At 68.9% G+C, this 15,427-nt stretch carries 19 protein-coding genes; 16 read left to right on the top strand and 3 right to left on the bottom strand.

What is annotated here, in order from left to right:
- Positions 1–336 precede the first annotated feature (336 nt).
- Positions 337–852: a recombinase family protein gene (locus AB0I69_RS43175; RefSeq protein ID WP_363101297.1), complete on the top strand. Its 516-nt coding sequence runs from the start codon at positions 337–339 to the stop codon at positions 850–852.
- Between the two features lie 20 nt (positions 853–872).
- Here the strand turns inward: AB0I69_RS43175 and AB0I69_RS43170 are convergent, their stop codons facing one another.
- Together AB0I69_RS43170 and AB0I69_RS43165 are read right to left on the bottom strand one after the other, a co-directional pair.
- Entirely contained in the window at positions 873–1,784 is a 912-nt protein-coding gene (locus tag AB0I69_RS43170) for an SUMF1/EgtB/PvdO family nonheme iron enzyme (RefSeq protein ID WP_363101296.1), read from the bottom strand.
- 12 nt (positions 1,785–1,796) lie between these two features.
- Positions 1,797–2,579 (bottom strand): aminotransferase class IV, encoded by a 783-nt coding sequence (locus AB0I69_RS43165; RefSeq protein WP_363101295.1) that lies wholly within the window; start codon positions 2,577–2,579, stop codon positions 1,797–1,799.
- Positions 2,580–2,802: 223 nt separating this feature from the next.
- On the opposite strand from AB0I69_RS43165, the gene AB0I69_RS43160 reads away from it, so the two are divergent.
- The 9 genes from AB0I69_RS43160 to murF all read left to right on the top strand — a co-directional run bounded on the left by AB0I69_RS43160 (position 2,803) and on the right by murF (position 9,592).
- Positions 2,803–3,255, top strand: a complete 453-nt coding sequence (locus AB0I69_RS43160; RefSeq protein WP_363101294.1) for an ATP-binding protein — start codon at positions 2,803–2,805, stop codon at positions 3,253–3,255.
- Entirely contained in the window at positions 3,255–3,653 is a 399-nt protein-coding gene (locus AB0I69_RS43155; protein WP_363101293.1) for a DUF6415 family natural product biosynthesis protein, read from the top strand. The genes AB0I69_RS43160 and AB0I69_RS43155 overlap by 1 nt, the downstream gene beginning before the upstream one ends.
- Positions 3,650–4,045, top strand: coding sequence for a hypothetical protein (locus tag AB0I69_RS43150; RefSeq protein ID WP_363101292.1), 396 nt, complete (start codon positions 3,650–3,652; stop codon positions 4,043–4,045). The genes AB0I69_RS43155 and AB0I69_RS43150 overlap by 4 nt, the downstream gene beginning before the upstream one ends.
- A gap of 129 nt (positions 4,046–4,174) precedes the next feature.
- Positions 4,175–5,131, top strand: coding sequence for an ATP-binding protein (locus AB0I69_RS43145; protein WP_363101291.1), 957 nt, complete (start codon positions 4,175–4,177; stop codon positions 5,129–5,131).
- A gap of 34 nt (positions 5,132–5,165) precedes the next feature.
- Entirely contained in the window at positions 5,166–5,288 is a 123-nt protein-coding gene (locus AB0I69_RS43140; protein ID WP_363101290.1) for a hypothetical protein, read from the top strand.
- 198 nt (positions 5,289–5,486) lie between these two features.
- Positions 5,487–6,461 (top strand): hypothetical protein, encoded by a 975-nt coding sequence (locus AB0I69_RS43135; RefSeq protein WP_363101289.1) that lies wholly within the window; start codon positions 5,487–5,489, stop codon positions 6,459–6,461.
- The gene (locus AB0I69_RS43130; protein WP_363101288.1) at positions 6,458–7,486 is read left to right on the top strand and encodes a pyridoxal-phosphate dependent enzyme; all 1,029 of its coding nucleotides are present in this window, start codon (positions 6,458–6,460) and stop codon (positions 7,484–7,486) included. Before AB0I69_RS43135 ends, AB0I69_RS43130 begins: the two co-directional genes overlap by 4 nt.
- Positions 7,487–7,490: 4 nt before the next feature.
- Positions 7,491–8,183, top strand: coding sequence for a peptidase (locus AB0I69_RS43125; protein ID WP_363101287.1), 693 nt, complete (start codon positions 7,491–7,493; stop codon positions 8,181–8,183).
- 23 nt (positions 8,184–8,206) lie between these two features.
- Complete coding sequence (gene murF, locus AB0I69_RS43120; RefSeq protein WP_363101286.1) at positions 8,207–9,592, top strand: UDP-N-acetylmuramoyl-tripeptide--D-alanyl-D-alanine ligase; 1,386 nt, start codon at positions 8,207–8,209, stop codon at positions 9,590–9,592.
- Here murF and AB0I69_RS43115 read toward each other — a convergent pair.
- The gene (locus tag AB0I69_RS43115) at positions 9,589–11,040 is read right to left on the bottom strand and encodes a Mur ligase domain-containing protein (protein WP_363101285.1); all 1,452 of its coding nucleotides are present in this window, start codon (positions 11,038–11,040) and stop codon (positions 9,589–9,591) included. The genes murF and AB0I69_RS43115 overlap by 4 nt on opposite strands.
- 179 nt (positions 11,041–11,219) lie before the next feature.
- On the opposite strand from AB0I69_RS43115, the gene AB0I69_RS43110 reads away from it, so the two are divergent.
- The 6 genes from AB0I69_RS43110 to AB0I69_RS43085 all read left to right on the top strand — a co-directional run bounded on the left by AB0I69_RS43110 (position 11,220) and on the right by AB0I69_RS43085 (position 15,409).
- Entirely contained in the window at positions 11,220–11,615 is a 396-nt protein-coding gene (locus AB0I69_RS43110) for a hypothetical protein (RefSeq protein ID WP_363101284.1), read from the top strand.
- 108 nt (positions 11,616–11,723) lie between these two features.
- Positions 11,724–12,179 (top strand): hypothetical protein, encoded by a 456-nt coding sequence (locus AB0I69_RS43105; RefSeq protein WP_363101283.1) that lies wholly within the window; start codon positions 11,724–11,726, stop codon positions 12,177–12,179.
- An 8-nt stretch (positions 12,180–12,187) separates the two neighbouring features.
- Positions 12,188–12,349, top strand: coding sequence for a hypothetical protein (locus tag AB0I69_RS43100; RefSeq protein WP_363101282.1), 162 nt, complete (start codon positions 12,188–12,190; stop codon positions 12,347–12,349).
- Between the two features lie 51 nt (positions 12,350–12,400).
- The gene (locus AB0I69_RS43095) at positions 12,401–12,760 is read left to right on the top strand and encodes a hypothetical protein (protein WP_363101281.1); all 360 of its coding nucleotides are present in this window, start codon (positions 12,401–12,403) and stop codon (positions 12,758–12,760) included.
- 1 nt (position 12,761) lies between these two features.
- Complete coding sequence (locus AB0I69_RS43090; protein ID WP_363101280.1) at positions 12,762–15,200, top strand: phage portal protein; 2,439 nt, start codon at positions 12,762–12,764, stop codon at positions 15,198–15,200.
- Positions 15,197–15,409, top strand: a complete 213-nt coding sequence (locus tag AB0I69_RS43085) for a hypothetical protein (RefSeq protein WP_363101279.1) — start codon at positions 15,197–15,199, stop codon at positions 15,407–15,409. The genes AB0I69_RS43090 and AB0I69_RS43085 overlap by 4 nt, the downstream gene beginning before the upstream one ends.
- Positions 15,410–15,427: the final 18 nt, after the last annotated feature.

Here is a 15,427-nt window from a genome sequence, read left to right as displayed (position 1 = left end):
ACTGAGCGCCAACACGCCGTCTCTTGATAGTCGGCGTCGCTCGCTTCTGCGTCATAGACGCAGTGTGGCACGTCATCGACTTGCGTTGCTATCCGCACGTCAGTTCAGTCCTTTTGGCAATCCGCCCAACCATCTTGCACACCGACCGCCAAAAGGAGCAAGCTAAGAGCCCTGCGGGACGTGAGTGTGCGTCAAGTGGCGATCCTTTGTCACGCTCGGTCATATCCGCAGGTGTACGGGCTGGGTGTCGCCATTTTCCCGGCCAGTAGGTCCGCCGCCCGCGCGCCCCCCGTCGCGGACGGCGGACCTACGTCCTCCAAGGAAGCCGAGGCCTGCATGCGCCAGAGCACCACCCCCCACCGCGGCCAGGACTGGATGGCCCAGGAGCGTGCCACCGACGAATGGCTACGTCCCGACAGGGTCAGGATCGAGCCTGACCCGCTCACCAGGCTGATGATCGCTCGCCGCGCGACCGTCGAGCGAGTCGTCCAGCAACTCCGGACCAACGGGCGGGTGCCGCGTGTGTGCCTGTACGCGCTCGCCGTGGGCGGGCACGTTCCGACGCACTCACTGAACGCGGCACGGGCCTTCGCGGAACAGCAGGGCTGGCAGGTTGCGACGGAGGACTACACGGACTGCCACGGCACAACCGGGCCCATGGCCCGCCCCGGGTGGGATCAGGTGCGCCAGCGGATTCGTGCCGGGTTGGCCGACGGCGTCGTGGTGCTCACCCAAACCATGATCAGCCTGCGGCTTGACGAGTACGAACGGCAACTCGCCTGGCTTGACGAGCACTTCGGCTTCATCACTCTGGTCATCCCGGAACGCGACACTGCGGCGGTGCAGGAGTGACCGGCCACACCAGCCCGTCGCTACGGGGGGCTCACACAGCGGAACGATGTGTCGTTGTCCTGCATGGTGGCGTTCGCCGCGTTCCGCAACGAGGGCGCCGCGCGCTCGAAGGGGCTGGTGAACGCCGAGCCCTTCAGCTCGTAGCGGCCGGGCTCCTCCTCTGTGGAGCACCACTCCCACGCGTTGCCGCACAGGTCGAATGCCCCATACGGGCTGGCTCCGGACTGGTAGCGCGCGACGGGGGTCGTCTTCCCTATCTCGGCCTCCGACACGTTGCATTTGGCCGCCGTGGGCTCGTCCCCCCACGGGTACGTGCGTCCCTTCGGGCCCCGGGCGGCCTTCTCCCACTGCTGGGCGGTGGGCAGTTGCTTGCCGCACCAGTGGGCATATGCGGTGGCGTCATTCCACGTCACCCACACCACCGGGTGGTCGAACAGGTCATCGGGGCAGCGGCCGTTCGGCCAATGCCGTGGAGGCCTGTGGCCGGTGGCGCGTACGAACCGTTCGTAGTCGAGGTTGGTCGTCGGGTAGACGTCGACGCGGAAGGAGTCCAGCCAGTTCGGGGTACTCGCGGCGCCGGCCAGGTAGATGCCCTCCTCGACGAGGACCATGATCTTGCCGTCAATAGGGTGCTTGACGGTGCGCGGGTCGCGGCGCAGCAGTTCCTCGGCACGCTCGTCGTGCTCGACCGCGGCGCGTTTGGTGAGCGCTTCCGCGAATCGCTGTTGGACGGCGATGCCGGCGCGGGCGAGCAGGGTGTCCAAGGCCTCCTGGTTGCCGGGGCGCAGATCGATGGTCTCGCCCCGGCATTCCCAGGTCGTCAGTTGGCGCTGGCTCACGGGGACCAGGGCGGCGAAGTCGCGCCCGTTCTTCCTCATGGCTTTGCGCAGCAGGTAGACCTCGTGACCGGTCCACCTGGTGACCCCCGTCATTCCGGTTCTCCTCTACAGCTCATCGCCCGGTACGGACAGGTAGGTCTCGCGGAGCGTGGCCAGCACAGGGTGTTCGATCGCCATGGGCGTGTCGTCGATGGCCGAGAGGGCGCGGACACCGATGGAGGTGTTGGTGGCGAAGGCGACCGGCATGGCCTTGGCCTCTTCAAGAGTGATGGGGGCGATCTTGTACTCCGTGCGTTCCTGAAGCAGCGCTGCGGTTACGCCGGGCAGCACCGGGCCGTCGGGCCACACGACGGTGCCGTCCTGGTCGATGAAGCCGACGTTCCATGTTCCGCCCTCGGACACGTGGTTGTTGGGACTGAAGAACAGGGCGTCGTCGAAGCCCTTGAGCTGGGCGGCGCGGCGGGCGTGCAGGGCGCCGAACAGCCCGCAGTGCTTGACCTGGGGAAGGTCACGTTCGTACTGCACGCTCAACGCGGCCAGGGGCGGCGGGGGCAGTTCGCCGGCGCTGCGCACGGTGACCATGATCTGCGGCTCGGTGGCTTTGTCGGGGTGCCCCATGTCCACCGTCGGGTCGAAGTGCGTGACGCGGACCACGCAAGGCCCCTCCCGGCCGTCCAGGGCGCTGGCGACCAGGGCGCGGACGCGGCCGGTGTCCACCGCCGTGCCGAACACGATCGTGCTGTCCCGTACGAGTCGTTCCATGTGCAGGGCCAAGCCGCGGATGCGGCGCTCGGCGTCGACGCGCATGGACGTGAAGTGTCCGTACGACGTCAGGGCCAGGGGGAGCAAGTCCGCAGCCGTCGCAGGCTGTTCGTTCAATTTCGCCATGCCTTACAGCATGTCAGCACGTTCATGGCGCTTGGCACCCCGGAACCAGTTACTGACGGGTCAACTTCGTCAGAACTTCGTTCCCTCTTCCATCCCCCCTGCGGTTCGCTAGTCACCATCCGGACACGTCTAGTTACCGGCGAAGTGGTGAGGGCCGCACACGCAGCCCTGCCGCCGACCGCCCCTTGCACCCCCCCCACGACCGTCTCACGGGAGACCACCGATGACCTCGACGACCACAGCCGTCGCTCCGGCCCCCACAGCCACACGGCAGGTCACCGCGTCCGGCTTCCAGTTGTCCCTTCTCCCCAGGCACCGCAAGGTCCGGCACCCTGTCAGGACCGCACGACAGGGCACCCACGAATACCTCCGCCTCATCGGCGCGAGCGACGACCTCGTCAACACCGCCCTCCTCGTCGTCTCCGAGCTGGTCACCAACGCCATCAAGCACGGCGCGGGTCAGCCGGTCGGACTCAAGGTCATGCACCTCGCCGGCGAACTGCGCATCGCAGTCAGCGACGGCAATCCCACCCCTGCCAAGCTCCAGGCGGCCAGAGTGGACGACGAGAGCGGTCGCGGGCTGTTAATCGTGTCCGCCATGTCGAAGAAGTGGGGTGTCGACGACGACGGCATGACGACGTGGTGCGTCCTCACAACGACCGGGGAGAACACCTGATGGTCGCCGTGACGGCCGACGTCGCCGCACAGTTGCTGAACCGACAGGCCTCCACCGATGAAGTCACGATGGGCGCGCTCCTCTACTGCCTGCGCCGATCCCTCGCCTACGAGGCGATCGACGAGCAGTTGTGGGACGACCTGGACGCCGTACTCGGCGAGTTCGCGCCCCCCGCGCCCTACGAAATGGCAGACATCGCAACGCGGTTGCGTACGGCGACTACAGGGCTCGTGGAGATCGTGGCGTACGACGTGCGCCCGTATCCCGTCCGGCAGATGCGGCGCCTGATCTTCCTGAGCGCTGAACATCCCCCTCCGGACGGTGTCCGAGGACACCTCAACCGGTTCGCCATGGCCATTCTCGCGGTGCTCGATCTGCTGGGAGACGACGCTTTATGACGCGTGCTCCCGTCGAAGACGACAAGGACGAGGTCCTGGCCCTCGTCGCGACTGCCCTGTCCTGGGACCTGAACGGCCACGTCCTTCCGGCCGTCGACGTCGCTCTTGGCATGGCGGAGTCGTTCAGCCGCTACGGCAGGGACATCGCCGACGAGCTGCGCACTCAGTGCCTCAACATCTCCGCCGACTCGTGGGCAGGGCTCGGCGCGCAGGCCGCGCTCGGCGAAGCTGCCCGGCGCCTCAACTTGAGACGTTTGGCCCCGACAGCCGCCCCGCGATCGGCTGCGCACCGCGCACAGGACCTCGCACGCCTCATCCAGGCCCTGACCCGTGCGACGGGTCAGGTCAGTGAGGAACGGGCCCGCTCCTCCCCGGCGCCGCTGCGGAGATGACCCCCACGGCGGAGATCTCCTAGTCGGCTCACCCCACCGATGCGTAGCTCAACTCGATCTGGTTTGAAGGGACTTCATGGACGCCAGTACCGTCGACGTCGCTGTCTGGGGCATCGAGGCAGGCGCCCTGTGAGCATCCTCGAACGCCCCGAACTTCCCCCAGGCGCCACGGCGCTCACGTCGTCCGAGCGCTGTGCCATCGCGCTCGCGGCGATCGGGCACAGGAGTGGCGAGATCGCGGGCAAGCTGTTGGAGGCAGGGCTTCCTGTGCCCGCCACCGGCTTGGGCCTCATTTGGTCCGGAGCCGCCAACAAGCTCGGCTCCCAGCGCAACCGACCGCAAGGTCGGCAACCGGAGCTTGTCTTCCGCGCCCGGGTGCATGGACTCCTCGACGCCCCCGACCCGGACGATCCCGGCTGGCTTCCCCCGGACATCCTGGCCTTCGTCCAAGCGCTGGCCCGCGGCCGGACGTTGAAGGAGTACGCGCTCGTCGACCTCCAGGTGTCGGTGTGGGAGGTGGACGAAATCGCCAGCCGCGCGCGGAAGATGCTCGGCCGACCGCCCACTCAGGCGTGCCTGGTCTACCGTGCCCTGCCGCAACTCCTGCGCACGGTGCAACCGCCCGTCGAGGAGCCCCTCACAGACCTTCGGCCCGCCGAGGGTCCGTCGCCGATCACCATCAGTTTCCAGACCGAACTGCCCTACCAGGAGGGCGCCGTGAGGATGGGCCGGTGGTGGATTCGGGGATGCCTTCCCGCGCTCAACTGGGACGGTCCGGTCCTGGAAGCCGTCGGGGTAGTCAGCCACCTCGTCGACAACGCGCTCCGCCACGGTCTTCCCCGCGGAGCGGTGAACGAGAGCCGCATCGTCCTGCGCGCGGCCGTGACAGAAGCCGGCGAACTCGTCCTCGACGTCATCGACCCCAACCCGTCCTTCCCGGGCTTTGCCGCAGCCAGGACGGGCGAGAGCGGCGTGGGGCTGCGGCGGGTCGCAGAACTCGGCGCCCGGCTCACGTGGTTCCTGCACAGCGACGGTTCCGGCAAGACGGTCCGCGCCGTCCTGGCCCCGGGGCCTATCTCCCCATGATCATGCGCATCCCGTACGACGAAAGGACTGAATCGTGGCCGACGACAACAACAACTCTGGTGGACAGGGTGACCAGCAGAGTCAGGGCCAGGGCTGCGCCGGGTGCCGCACCACCACCGGCGGCTGCACAGACCCGAACCGCCACGGCCTGATGTGACCCGGCAGGGGCCCAGGCGGAGGTGAAGATCACCGCTTCCCCCCTGTCGGCGCCTGCCCGGCCACATGACTGCTCGTCTGCCGATCGGCAGACGAGTGCATCATCCGGCCCCGGACCGGAGGACGGTCCGGGGCCGGATGAACCGTGCAGCACTCCCCCGAGCACCACCGACCAGTGAGTAAGACCAAGGAGAACGCAATGCTCATCGAGCTGATCGACCGGCACGACGTCCAGGGCAGGCTTGCCGTCATCACCGGAGGCTGGTCGGCTGAACGCGAGCGCTCCTTACTGTCGGGGCAAGCCGTCCTCGGAGCGCTGCACGACTTGAAGCTGACGGCGGACATCATCGACCTCGATGACCAGAACGAACTCGGCAAGCGGCTCGACGGCGTCCAGACCGCGTTCCTGGCCATCGCCGGTCGAGGAGCCGAGGATGGCCGCCTCCAGGGCTACTTGGAGACCCGCGGTCTCCGCTACACCGGCTCCGGCGTCCTGGCCTCCGCGCTCGCCATGCACAAGCTGCGGGCCAAAACCATCGTGGAGTCCGCCGGCGTTCACACACTCAGCAGCACGGCCGTGAACTCCACGCCCGAGGCGGATGACGAAGCGGCGCGCATCATCAGGCTGCTCGGCTCGGACGTCATCATCAAGCCCGTCAACGAGGGCTGCTCGGTGGGGATACGCCTCCCCCGCGGTCGCGACGAACTCGCCTCGGTTCTCAGGGAGACGGCGGACACGGCCCTGATGGCGGAGACCTACTACCCGGGGCGGTCGGTCAGCGTCGCCGTGCTCGAAGACGAGGACGCGGGGTTCGTGGAGACCCTGCCGCCGATCGAGGCCGTCACGCCCGGCAGGCTCTACACCCAGGCTGCGAAGCAGGGGGACGACGTGTGTGTCTACCACTGCCCTGCCAGGCTGCCATCCGCACTGGAGCGGTCGCTGCGCGAGCAGTCCATCGCCGCCCACCGGGCTCTGGGCTGTCACAGCTACAGCCGGCACGACTTCGTCGTCACCACGGACGACCAAGCGCTGTGGCTGGAGGCCAACACCCTCCCGGGCCTGAGCCATGGGGGCAACCTCGCGCAGATGGCGAAGGCCGCCAACGTCAGCTACGAGCACCTCATCAGCCACATCCTGCGCGGCGCGAACACCGACCGGCGGGCCCACGCATGACAGAGACGAGCCGTGTCGTGCCGGGCGTGACGTCCGACAACGTCCTCATGGCCATGGAGGTGGTCCGCCGCGAGGCGGTGCGGACCCCGATGGTCGCCTCCGCCGTCTTCGACGAGATCGTCGGCCGACGGGTGTGGGTGAAGGACGAGACCAAGCAGCGCACCGGGTCCTTCAAGTTCCGCGGGGCCTACTACGCCGTGGCCACGGCGAGCAGCGACCAGCGCAATGCGGGCTTCATCGCCGGTTCGTCCGGCAACCACGCCCAGGCGCTCGCGCTGGCCGCGCGCCTGCACGACGCGTCGGCCACCGTCGTCATCCCCAGCGATGCCCCGGCCTCCAAGCGCTCCGCGATCGAAGCCTTTGGCGCGCGGATCTTCCCCTACGACCGCCGCCGTGACCGGCGCGAGGCGCTTGTCCAGCAGATCGCCTACCGCTCGGGTCTGACGGTCGTCCCCTCCTCCGACCATCGTGAGGTTATCGCCGGGGCCGGCACGGTCGCCTGGGAGATGCTGCAAGAGGTCAACGACCTGGTCGCGATCGTCGTACCTGTCGGTGGTGGCGGTCTCGCCGCCGGGTCGGCGCTCGCAGCGCTCGGCCACAATCCCCGGTTGCGTGTCATCGGCGTGGAGCCGGCCACCGCGGACGACACCCACCGCTCGATCAAGTCCGGGCGTCTCACCTCGATCCGGCCGCCCGACACCATCGCCGACGGGCTGCGTCACACCGAGCCCGCGCTGATCCCCTTCGGGATCAACAAGAGCCTGCTCCACGATGTCGTCACCGTTCCCGAAGGGGCCATAGCCGACGCGATGGCGTACCTGTGGCGCTACTACCGCACCGCCGCCGAGCCCTCCGGGGCCGTCGCGCTGGCCGGGCTGCTCCAGGTTGCCGACCGCCTTCCGGACGGACCGGTCGGCGTGGTGGTCTCCGGCGGCAACGTCGACTGGCCCGACTACCGGAAACTGCTCGATATCGCGATGGACCGAACCGAACGGAACCCCCATGCTGCCCCCGTGCTGCGATGACACCTTGTCCCCAAAGGACCGGGCGATCCACGACCCGGTGCCGGAAGTCACCCAGTACGCCTCGCCGAACCTGATCGAGCGGATCGCGTACGACGGCCACGACCCGGCCGACGACCCCCGGTGGGCCGAGAGCGGGGCTCCCACCCGGGCCATATACGCCCGCTGGTGCCGTCACATCTGCGGGATTGCCTGCCTGCGCATGGCACTGCTGCACCGCGATGGAGAAGCCCCCAGCCTCTTCCAACTCCTCGCAGGAGCACGGTCCTTCGGCGCGTACACCCAGGAGGACGGCCAGATCAAAGGCCTGATCTACGATCCGTTCGCCGCGTACGCCTGCGAGTCCCACGGCATGCCGGCCGACGTCCACCGCGTGATGGAACTGCACGACGTCCTCAACCTCCTGGACGCCAGGCGCATGGTGGCCGTCTCCGTCTCCAAGGAGATCCGCAGCCCGGGTGTAACCCCCGAGCGGCGCGGCGGGCACCTCGTGCTGGCGATCGGCCACAAAGACGGCCGGATCTTCTACCGCAACCCCAGCGGCCACACGCCTGAGACCCGCTCGACGTCTCTTCCCCTGAACCGCTTCGGCGAGTTCTTCGCGGGCCGCGGCATCTCGCTGGACCTGCGCCGCACCGTACGACAAGCACCTGCCCTGACCCCCGTGTCACGGCCGGTAGCGTCGCCCACAACCACCTGAGCAGGAGAACCACGTTGCAACCCATGTCCTTGACCACGATCGCCCGTGTCGTCGGCGGCCACCTCGCGGACGTCCTCGACCCTTCGGCCGAGGTCACCGAACCCGCTGTGTTCGACTCCCGCGACGCCGTCCCCGGCAGCTTGTTCCTCGCGCTCCAGGGCCAGCACGTCGACGGTCACGCCTACGCGGAGGCCGCCGTCAACAAGGGCGCCACCACGGCCCTGGTCACACGGGCCGTCGGCGTACCCGCCATCGTCGTCGACGACGTCCTCGACGCGTTCGGCCGGCTCGGCCAGTACCTCCTGAACGGCGGCTTCAGCCGGGCCCGGGTCGTCGCCGTCACCGGCTCGGCCGGCAAGACGAGCACCAAGGACTTCATCGCTCAGGTGCTGCCCGGCCGCGTGGTGGCGACCCCGCAGTCCTTCAACAACGGGATCGGGCTCCCGCTGACCATCACCATGGCCACCACCGACACCGACTACCTGGTGCTGGAGATGGGCGCCCGCCACATCGGCGACATCGCCGAACTCACCAAGATCGCCCCGCCCGACATCAGCGTCATCACCAACGTCGGCACCGCCCACGTCGGCGAGTTCGGGGGGCGCGAGAACATCGCCCAGGCCAAGGGCGAGATCGTCGAAGCCCTTCGCACGGACGGACTCGCCGTCCTCAACGCCGACGACCCCTTCGTGCGGGCCATGGACCAGCGCACCAAAGGACGCGTCGTCACCTACGGCCTGGCAGAGAACGCCATCGTGCGCGCGACGGACATCGAGATCGACGGACAGGGCCAGGCTTCCTACACCCTCACCACCCCTGAGGGCAGCGCACGCGTCCACCTTCAGTTCCGCGGTGACGTGCAGATCCCCAATAGCCTCGCAGCCGCCGCCGTAGCCCGCGAAGCCGGTCTCGACGTCGACCAGATCGCCGCACGCCTGTCCGAAGCGCTCCCGCGCTCCCGCTGGCGGATGGAGACCACCACCCGCGCCGACGGCGTCACGATCGTCAACGACGCCTACAACGCCAACCCCGACTCGATGCTGCACTCGTTGGACGCCCTAGCCGCCATGACCAAGGGCCAGGACCAGCGTTCGGTGGCCGTCCTGGGCGGGATGAACGAACTCGGCGACGACGCGCGCACCGCGCACGAGGACATCGGGCGGTACGCCGCCGGGCTGGGCCTGGACCAGATCATCCTGGTGGGAGGGGACGAAGCCGGATGGATGCAGGAAGGTGTCCGCGAGGCCGGCGGGACGGCCGTGCACCTGCCCGACCAGGAGACCGCGCTCGAACTGCTCAACACGATCCTCCAGCCCGGCGACGTCGCGCTGTTCAAGGCATCGCGCGGGAATCAGCTCCAGCAGCTCGCCGACGCGCTGCTGAAGCCGACCCCTCCCGCAGCCGGTTAGACCGCTACGAGCGCCATCTCCTTCAGCGCGGCCAGGAGCACCGCCCCGGAATCCACGATGTCGCCGACCCCCATCAGGACGACGACGTCACCCGGCCGCGCCGACCGGGCCGCGTAGAGCATGGCCTTGTCCCGCTCCGGCACCACGTCCACGACCGTTCCCCGGGCCTGGACGATCCGGCTCGACAGCAGCTCCAGCGCTCCCGGGTGAACGCCGCGGCTGCTGTCGGTCAGCACCACCTCGTCACACCCGGCCAACGCCTTCCCGAACTCGTCGCCGAACACGCTGAGCCGGGCGTCGTCGGACGGCTGGAACACCACCAGCACCCGCCCCTCGTCACCCCGGAGGAGCGTGTGCGCGGCGGCGAGATCCGCCGCCACCTCCTCGGGGTGATGGGCGAAGCTGTCGTAGACGCGTACCCCGGCCTCCTCACCGGCCGGGGTCATCCGCCGCCGAGCGCCCTCGAAGGACAGCAGGTGCTCCGCCACCTGGTCGGGGTCCTGGCACAGGACGTGCAGGGCGGCGACGACCGCGGCGGCGTTCAGCAACTGGTGGACGCCCGCCACGCGCAGGCCGAGGTCGACTTCCATGCCGTTCGGCCCGGTCAGCACCGCCGTGGGGCGTCCGTCGGTGGCGGCGATCTCCGTCAGCCTCCAGTCCGCCGACGACGACGTTCCGAACGTGACCACCCGCGGCCCGTCCTCCGCCATGGCCAGCCTCGACGCCAGCTCCCGGCAGCCCTCGGAATCGGTGTTGAGGACCAGCGTGCCGCCCTCCGCGAGCCCCGTGCGGATGCACTCCTCGTACGCGTCGACGTGGTCACCCTCCCCGGAGTAGTTCTCGGGGTGGTCGTGCGAGATGTTCGTGATCACCGCGACGCTCATGTGCGTGCCGACGTGCGTGCGGTCCGACTCGTCGACCTCCGCGACGAAGAAGCCGCCGTGGCCGGCGTGCCCGCCGCTGCCCGGCCCTTCGAGGTCGGCGCCCACCGCGTACGACGGGTCGTGGCCGAGGCGGGAGAGCGCGTCGGCCAGCATCGACGCGGTGCTGGACTTGCCGTGCGTGCCCATCACCGCGACCGACGTGCGCCAGGACATCAGCGTGTCCAGAACCATCGACCGGTGCACGACGGGAATGCCGAGCTCCCGCGCCCGCAGGATCTCCGAGTTGTCCTCGCGGACGGCGTGGGTGACCACGACCGCGCTCGCGTCCACCGGAACATGTCCGGCCTGGTGATCCAAGAACACCCGGGCGCCTTGCTGTGCGAGAACCGCCAGCCGGGACGAGTCCCGGATGTCGCTGCCGGTCACGGTGTAGCCCCGCCCGGCGCACACCGCGGCGACCGGCAGCATGCCCGAGCCGCCGACGCCGACGAAGTGCACCCGCTTCAGGTCGACCGGCCCAGCCAGCGTGTCGATCTTGATCCGGGGAACTGCGGTTTCGGTCATGCGAAAGCCTCCTTCGAGGCGGCCGTAACCGCCTCAACTACCAACAGGAGCACCCTCGTTGGGGGGTGCACGGCAACCGTGCCGTTCACGTCCTCGCCCCCGCTACGACCTGCGGGGTTGCGAACCCATTCGCAACCCCCCCTCGTGCCTTCTCCTGCGACGCGTGGGGGTGGTGTGGCGTGAAGGGCCCGAACTACGCCCTCGCTCTCGCGCTGGCCGAGGCCAAATGGAACAACAGCGAAACGGCCCGCCGAATCAACCATCGCGCCCGGCAACACGGACACTCCGGAGTCGCCGTCGACAAGGCGCGCGTCGGCCGATGGATACGCCACGGTGAACGGCCCCGATCGCCGATCCCTCAACTCCTCGCCGACCTCCTGACCGAGGTGTTGGGTCAGCGGTACACGCCGCAGAGCCTCGGTATCGCCCCCTCGTACGGCGTGCTCGTGGCGCTGGACGAGCACGAGCACCAGGCCCTTGCGGAGCACGCCGCAGCCGCGAACATGCCGGTGAAGAGCTACGCCCAGCTCCTATTCCGCCTTGCCCTCGCTCAATCTCAGTCCCTTCCAGAGTGATCGCGCTGATGGAGGTGTAACACCTACGGGGCCCACTCCGTCCAATAGGCGGCTAGGCGTTGACGCTCGGCCACGATCTGATGTATCGCCGCCGGGAGGACCCGCACTGTGCCGACCTCGACTCCAGTAGTTCGCGATCAACTGGAATTCGAACCCTTCGCTGACCTTTTCGCCCTGCCGCAGGAAGCCACCGAGCTGGCCGCCGTCGTCGAGGAGCTGGAAGAGTCCTTCGCGCACGTCTGGATCGTCGCCGCAGAGATCAAGGTCGAGGACCGGGTGGCGAAGCTCGCCGACTTCCGCGGCTCGTTCACGACCGTGCAGGGCACGCGCGTTGATGCCCTTGAGGTGTACTGCCGGTCGTGCCGACGGCCGTACGAGGACGTTGCCGATCAGGACTGCGAGGCTCTGCTCGACAACCGGCACCTCATCGGCGGTGACCAGACGCAGCGGGCCAAACGGAAGGTCCCCGAGCTGCCGTCGACCGCGAAGGTCATCCCTGGCGGTGTGATCCAGCGGCGCGGCATCGGCGCCTACGTCTCCGGCGTCTCCCGCCCGGCCCGCTAGGGCACCCCGTGCCCATCTTCCTTCTCGGCGTCCTCCTAGGCGCACTCTCTGGCGGCGGTACCTTCCACTACACCGCCGATCCTCAACTCAGCACGGCCGCCGGGTTCATCGCCGCAGTGGCAACCTGGCTTGGCGTAGCCACGGTCCTCTTCTTCGGCCCGGACGACTGACCAAAACGGCAGGCCGAGACGCAAGCCGCGCGGCTTTCTACGGTCCGCGGCGTGAATCCTCCAACGCAGTCTCCGCCCCCCGACCACCGGGCGCCCCGGCGTCGCATCGCACGCGACCTGATCGGCCTCTTCCTGGTAGGCACCGGGACGGTCGGCCTGCTCGGGGCCATCTCCGTCAGCGCCCCGCTCGTCGCGCTCTTCCTCGCCGGGCTCGGACTCTCCATCGGCGGCGGCGCCGTCCTGTACATCAACCCGCCACTCCCCCGATGGGTCCGACTGGTGGCCGGCTACTTCGCCCTGACGATGGGTCTGTGGGTCCTGACCGGCCTCGCCCTGTACCTCACGCCGTGGTCTTTGCTCTTCGGGCTGCTGCTCGCGCTCGGCGTCTTCCTGAGCAGCGAGGGGGCGTGACGTGGCACGGCGCCGATGGCTTCCAGCCCTGCGTGCCCGCTTCACCCCGGACCGCCCGCAGGACACCGAGACGAAGACAGTCACCTGGACCGGCGGCTACACCTCCACCAGCTACGCGGGCACCTCGAACGTCTGGTCCACGGAGGGCCGCGCTGACGGATGGGACATCGGACGCGTCGTCACCGAGGGGTACGAGCGCGTCGTCTGGGTCTACAAGGCGATCGACACCATGGGCAAGCACGCCTCCCGGCTACCCCTGGAGATCGGCAGCGGCCTGACCGAGGACGGCGAGTTCGAGGAGGTCATCGAGGACCACCCCCTTCTCCGCGTACTCAACGGCCGAGCCAACCCTGTCGAGACCGGCGCCCAGTTCCGCAAGCGTCTGTCGGCGCAGATCCTGCTCTCCAAACGCGGCGCGTTCGTTGAGATCACCCGCTCCAACCGCGGCACCATCACCCGGCTCGACCTCTTGCCACCTGACCGGGTCATCCCCGTGCCGGACCCGCGCGGCGAGTACATCCTCCACTACGAGTTCACGACCCTCCACGGCGAAGTGCGGGAGCTGGACCCCGAGCGCGTGCGCTGGATCAGAGATCCCCATCCCACCGACCCGTTCTCCGGCGTGACCCCGCTGGAAGCCGCAGGGATCAGCGTCGAGCTAGACCACCTCTCGCGCCTCTACAACGTGGCCTTCATTAAGAACGATGCGAGGCCCGGCGGCATCGTGGCCGTCGACACGACCTCCCTGTCCGACCGGGAGATGGACCGCCTGGAGGCCCGCTTCCTGCCGGGGAGCGAGTTCGCCGGCCACGTGTCCGTCGTCGGCTCCGGACCCGGCGGCATGAACTACGTCGACTTGGCGGCCCGCCCCAGGGAAATGGCATACGAGCACGCCGCCCAGAACTCCAAGATCGAGATTCTGGCGGCGTTCGGTGTGCCCGAATCCGTCACCGGCAACGCCTCCGGACGCACCTTCGACAACGCCGAGCAAGAGGAATACGGGTTCTGGATTCACACAGAACTGCCCCACCTGGAACTGATCAGCAACGCGTTCGCCAGTGACCTGGGCGACCTCGACCGGGCCATCCGCTTCGACACCAGCACCGTCGAAGCTCTGGAACTCCCCCGCCGTAAACGGCGGGCTGAGGCCCGCGAGGAGTGGGAAGCCGGGCTGATCTCCGCCGACGAGTACCGGCGGCGCGCAGGGCTCCCCGCGTTCAACAACCCCCACACCAGGGCTCTGTGGATCTCTCCGCAGAAGGCGCCTGTCCCGGCCCGGCCCGAGGACGCCGCGGCGCTCGGCATCGCGGGCCCCGGCGACGCCTCCGGTGGCAACGTGCCGCAACTCCCGCCCGGTACCGGTCAGTCGAGCCCCAACGCTCCGCTTCCTCCGAGCCCCGAAGCGGCCGGCGGGGATGCCGCGGCCGTCGTCGCGCAGGCGCGCGCCGAGACGGATCAGGTGTCCGCTCCCGGCGCCGCCGCCGCAGCGGTCGCCAGCGCCCGCGATGACGTGACATCAAGCAGCGGACCGGGAGCAGCAGCCGCGGCCGTTGCCGATGCTCGCCAGGAGCAAGAAGACCGGATACCCGGTGACGCGGCGGCGGCCGTCGCGGAAGCGCGCGGCATCCAGGTCAAAGCACTGCCCGGCGGCACCCAGGGCTTTGAGGTCACCGACGACGACTTCGACCGGGCGGAGGAGGCCATCCGCACTGCCCTGGCCCCGCTGTTCGCCCGCCAGGAAGGCGTCATCACCGCCCGGCTGCGCTCCCCAAGGGCCCGTAAGGGCACCCGCTTCTGGAAGGACGACGGGCCCACCGACACCCGAGGCGGGGACCAACCACTCGACATCGAGCGCATCGTCGGCACCGACCGATGGCTTGAAGAAGTCCAGGTCGCCCTGTCCCGGGTGCTGGTCGGCCTCGCGTCGGCAGTTGCCGAGCGCACCGCCGCCGCCTTCGGTACAGCCGTCCCATCGTCGGTCCGGTCCCTGATCACCGTCAGGCTGCTCGACGCGGTGGCTGGTGCCGAGAAGGCGACCCGATCGTTCCTGACAAGCCTCGCCACTCTCCTCGCACAGGGCCAGACCGTCACCGACGACCTCGACGACCTGGTTGCGCTCGTGCGGACCGCGTTCACCGACATGGCGCCCCACACGATCAACGGCGCTTCGGAGGCCGCAGCCGTCGCCACCGTCAACGGGACCGTCGAGGCGACCGCCGCGGCGATCGGCCCCGGCATCGTCCGCACCTGGGTCACGCGCCGCGACGACCGAGTACGTGCCGCCCACGAAGCGGTCGACGGCACCACCCTCCCCGTCAACACCCCGTTCGACGTGGACGGCTTCCCCATGCGCTTCCCCGGCGACCAGTTCGCCCCTCTCCATCTCACCATCAACTGCCGCTGCCGCCTGCGGTACCGAACTGAAGGAGACCCCCAGTGAGCGCGACCGTCTGGGCCGTATGGACGGCCATGTTCGGCCTTTTCGAGACGTGGGCGCTGATCAACAAGCGCGACGGCGACACCCTCAGCGAGAACACCAGAAGGCTCTTCCGCACCCGCACCTCGAAGGTGGGCCGGGCCGTCTTCGCGGTCGGATGGACGGGCTTCTCGGCCTGGTTCCTTCTGCACATCCTCACCGAGACCATGTAGCCCGCCCGGCCGGGATTC

Source organism: Streptomyces sp. NPDC050508 (assembly GCF_040655155.1).
Lineage (GTDB): Bacteria > Actinomycetota > Actinomycetes > Streptomycetales > Streptomycetaceae > Streptomyces.
This window is presented reverse-complemented; position numbering and strand designations above follow the sequence as displayed.

Excerpts from the sequence above, each read along its gene's own strand:
- AB0I69_RS43175 (WP_363101297.1), top strand. The coding sequence starts at position 337 with ATGCGCCAGAGCACCACCCCCCACCGCGGCCAGGACTGGATGGCCCAG.
- AB0I69_RS43115 (WP_363101285.1), bottom strand. The coding sequence starts at position 11,040 with ATGACCGAAACCGCAGTTCCCCGGATCAAGATCGACACGCTGGCTGGG.
- AB0I69_RS43150 (WP_363101292.1), top strand. The coding sequence starts at position 3,650 with ATGACGCGTGCTCCCGTCGAAGACGACAAGGACGAGGTCCTGGCCCTC.
- AB0I69_RS43130 (WP_363101288.1), top strand. The coding sequence starts at position 6,458 with ATGACAGAGACGAGCCGTGTCGTGCCGGGCGTGACGTCCGACAACGTC.
- AB0I69_RS43170 (WP_363101296.1), bottom strand. The coding sequence starts at position 1,784 with ATGACGGGGGTCACCAGGTGGACCGGTCACGAGGTCTACCTGCTGCGC.
- murF (WP_363101286.1), top strand. The coding sequence starts at position 8,207 with ATGTCCTTGACCACGATCGCCCGTGTCGTCGGCGGCCACCTCGCGGAC.
- AB0I69_RS43160 (WP_363101294.1), top strand. The coding sequence starts at position 2,803 with ATGACCTCGACGACCACAGCCGTCGCTCCGGCCCCCACAGCCACACGG.
- AB0I69_RS43155 (WP_363101293.1), top strand. The coding sequence starts at position 3,255 with ATGGTCGCCGTGACGGCCGACGTCGCCGCACAGTTGCTGAACCGACAG.
- AB0I69_RS43165 (WP_363101295.1), bottom strand. The coding sequence starts at position 2,579 with ATGGCGAAATTGAACGAACAGCCTGCGACGGCTGCGGACTTGCTCCCC.
- AB0I69_RS43135 (WP_363101289.1), top strand. The coding sequence starts at position 5,487 with ATGCTCATCGAGCTGATCGACCGGCACGACGTCCAGGGCAGGCTTGCC.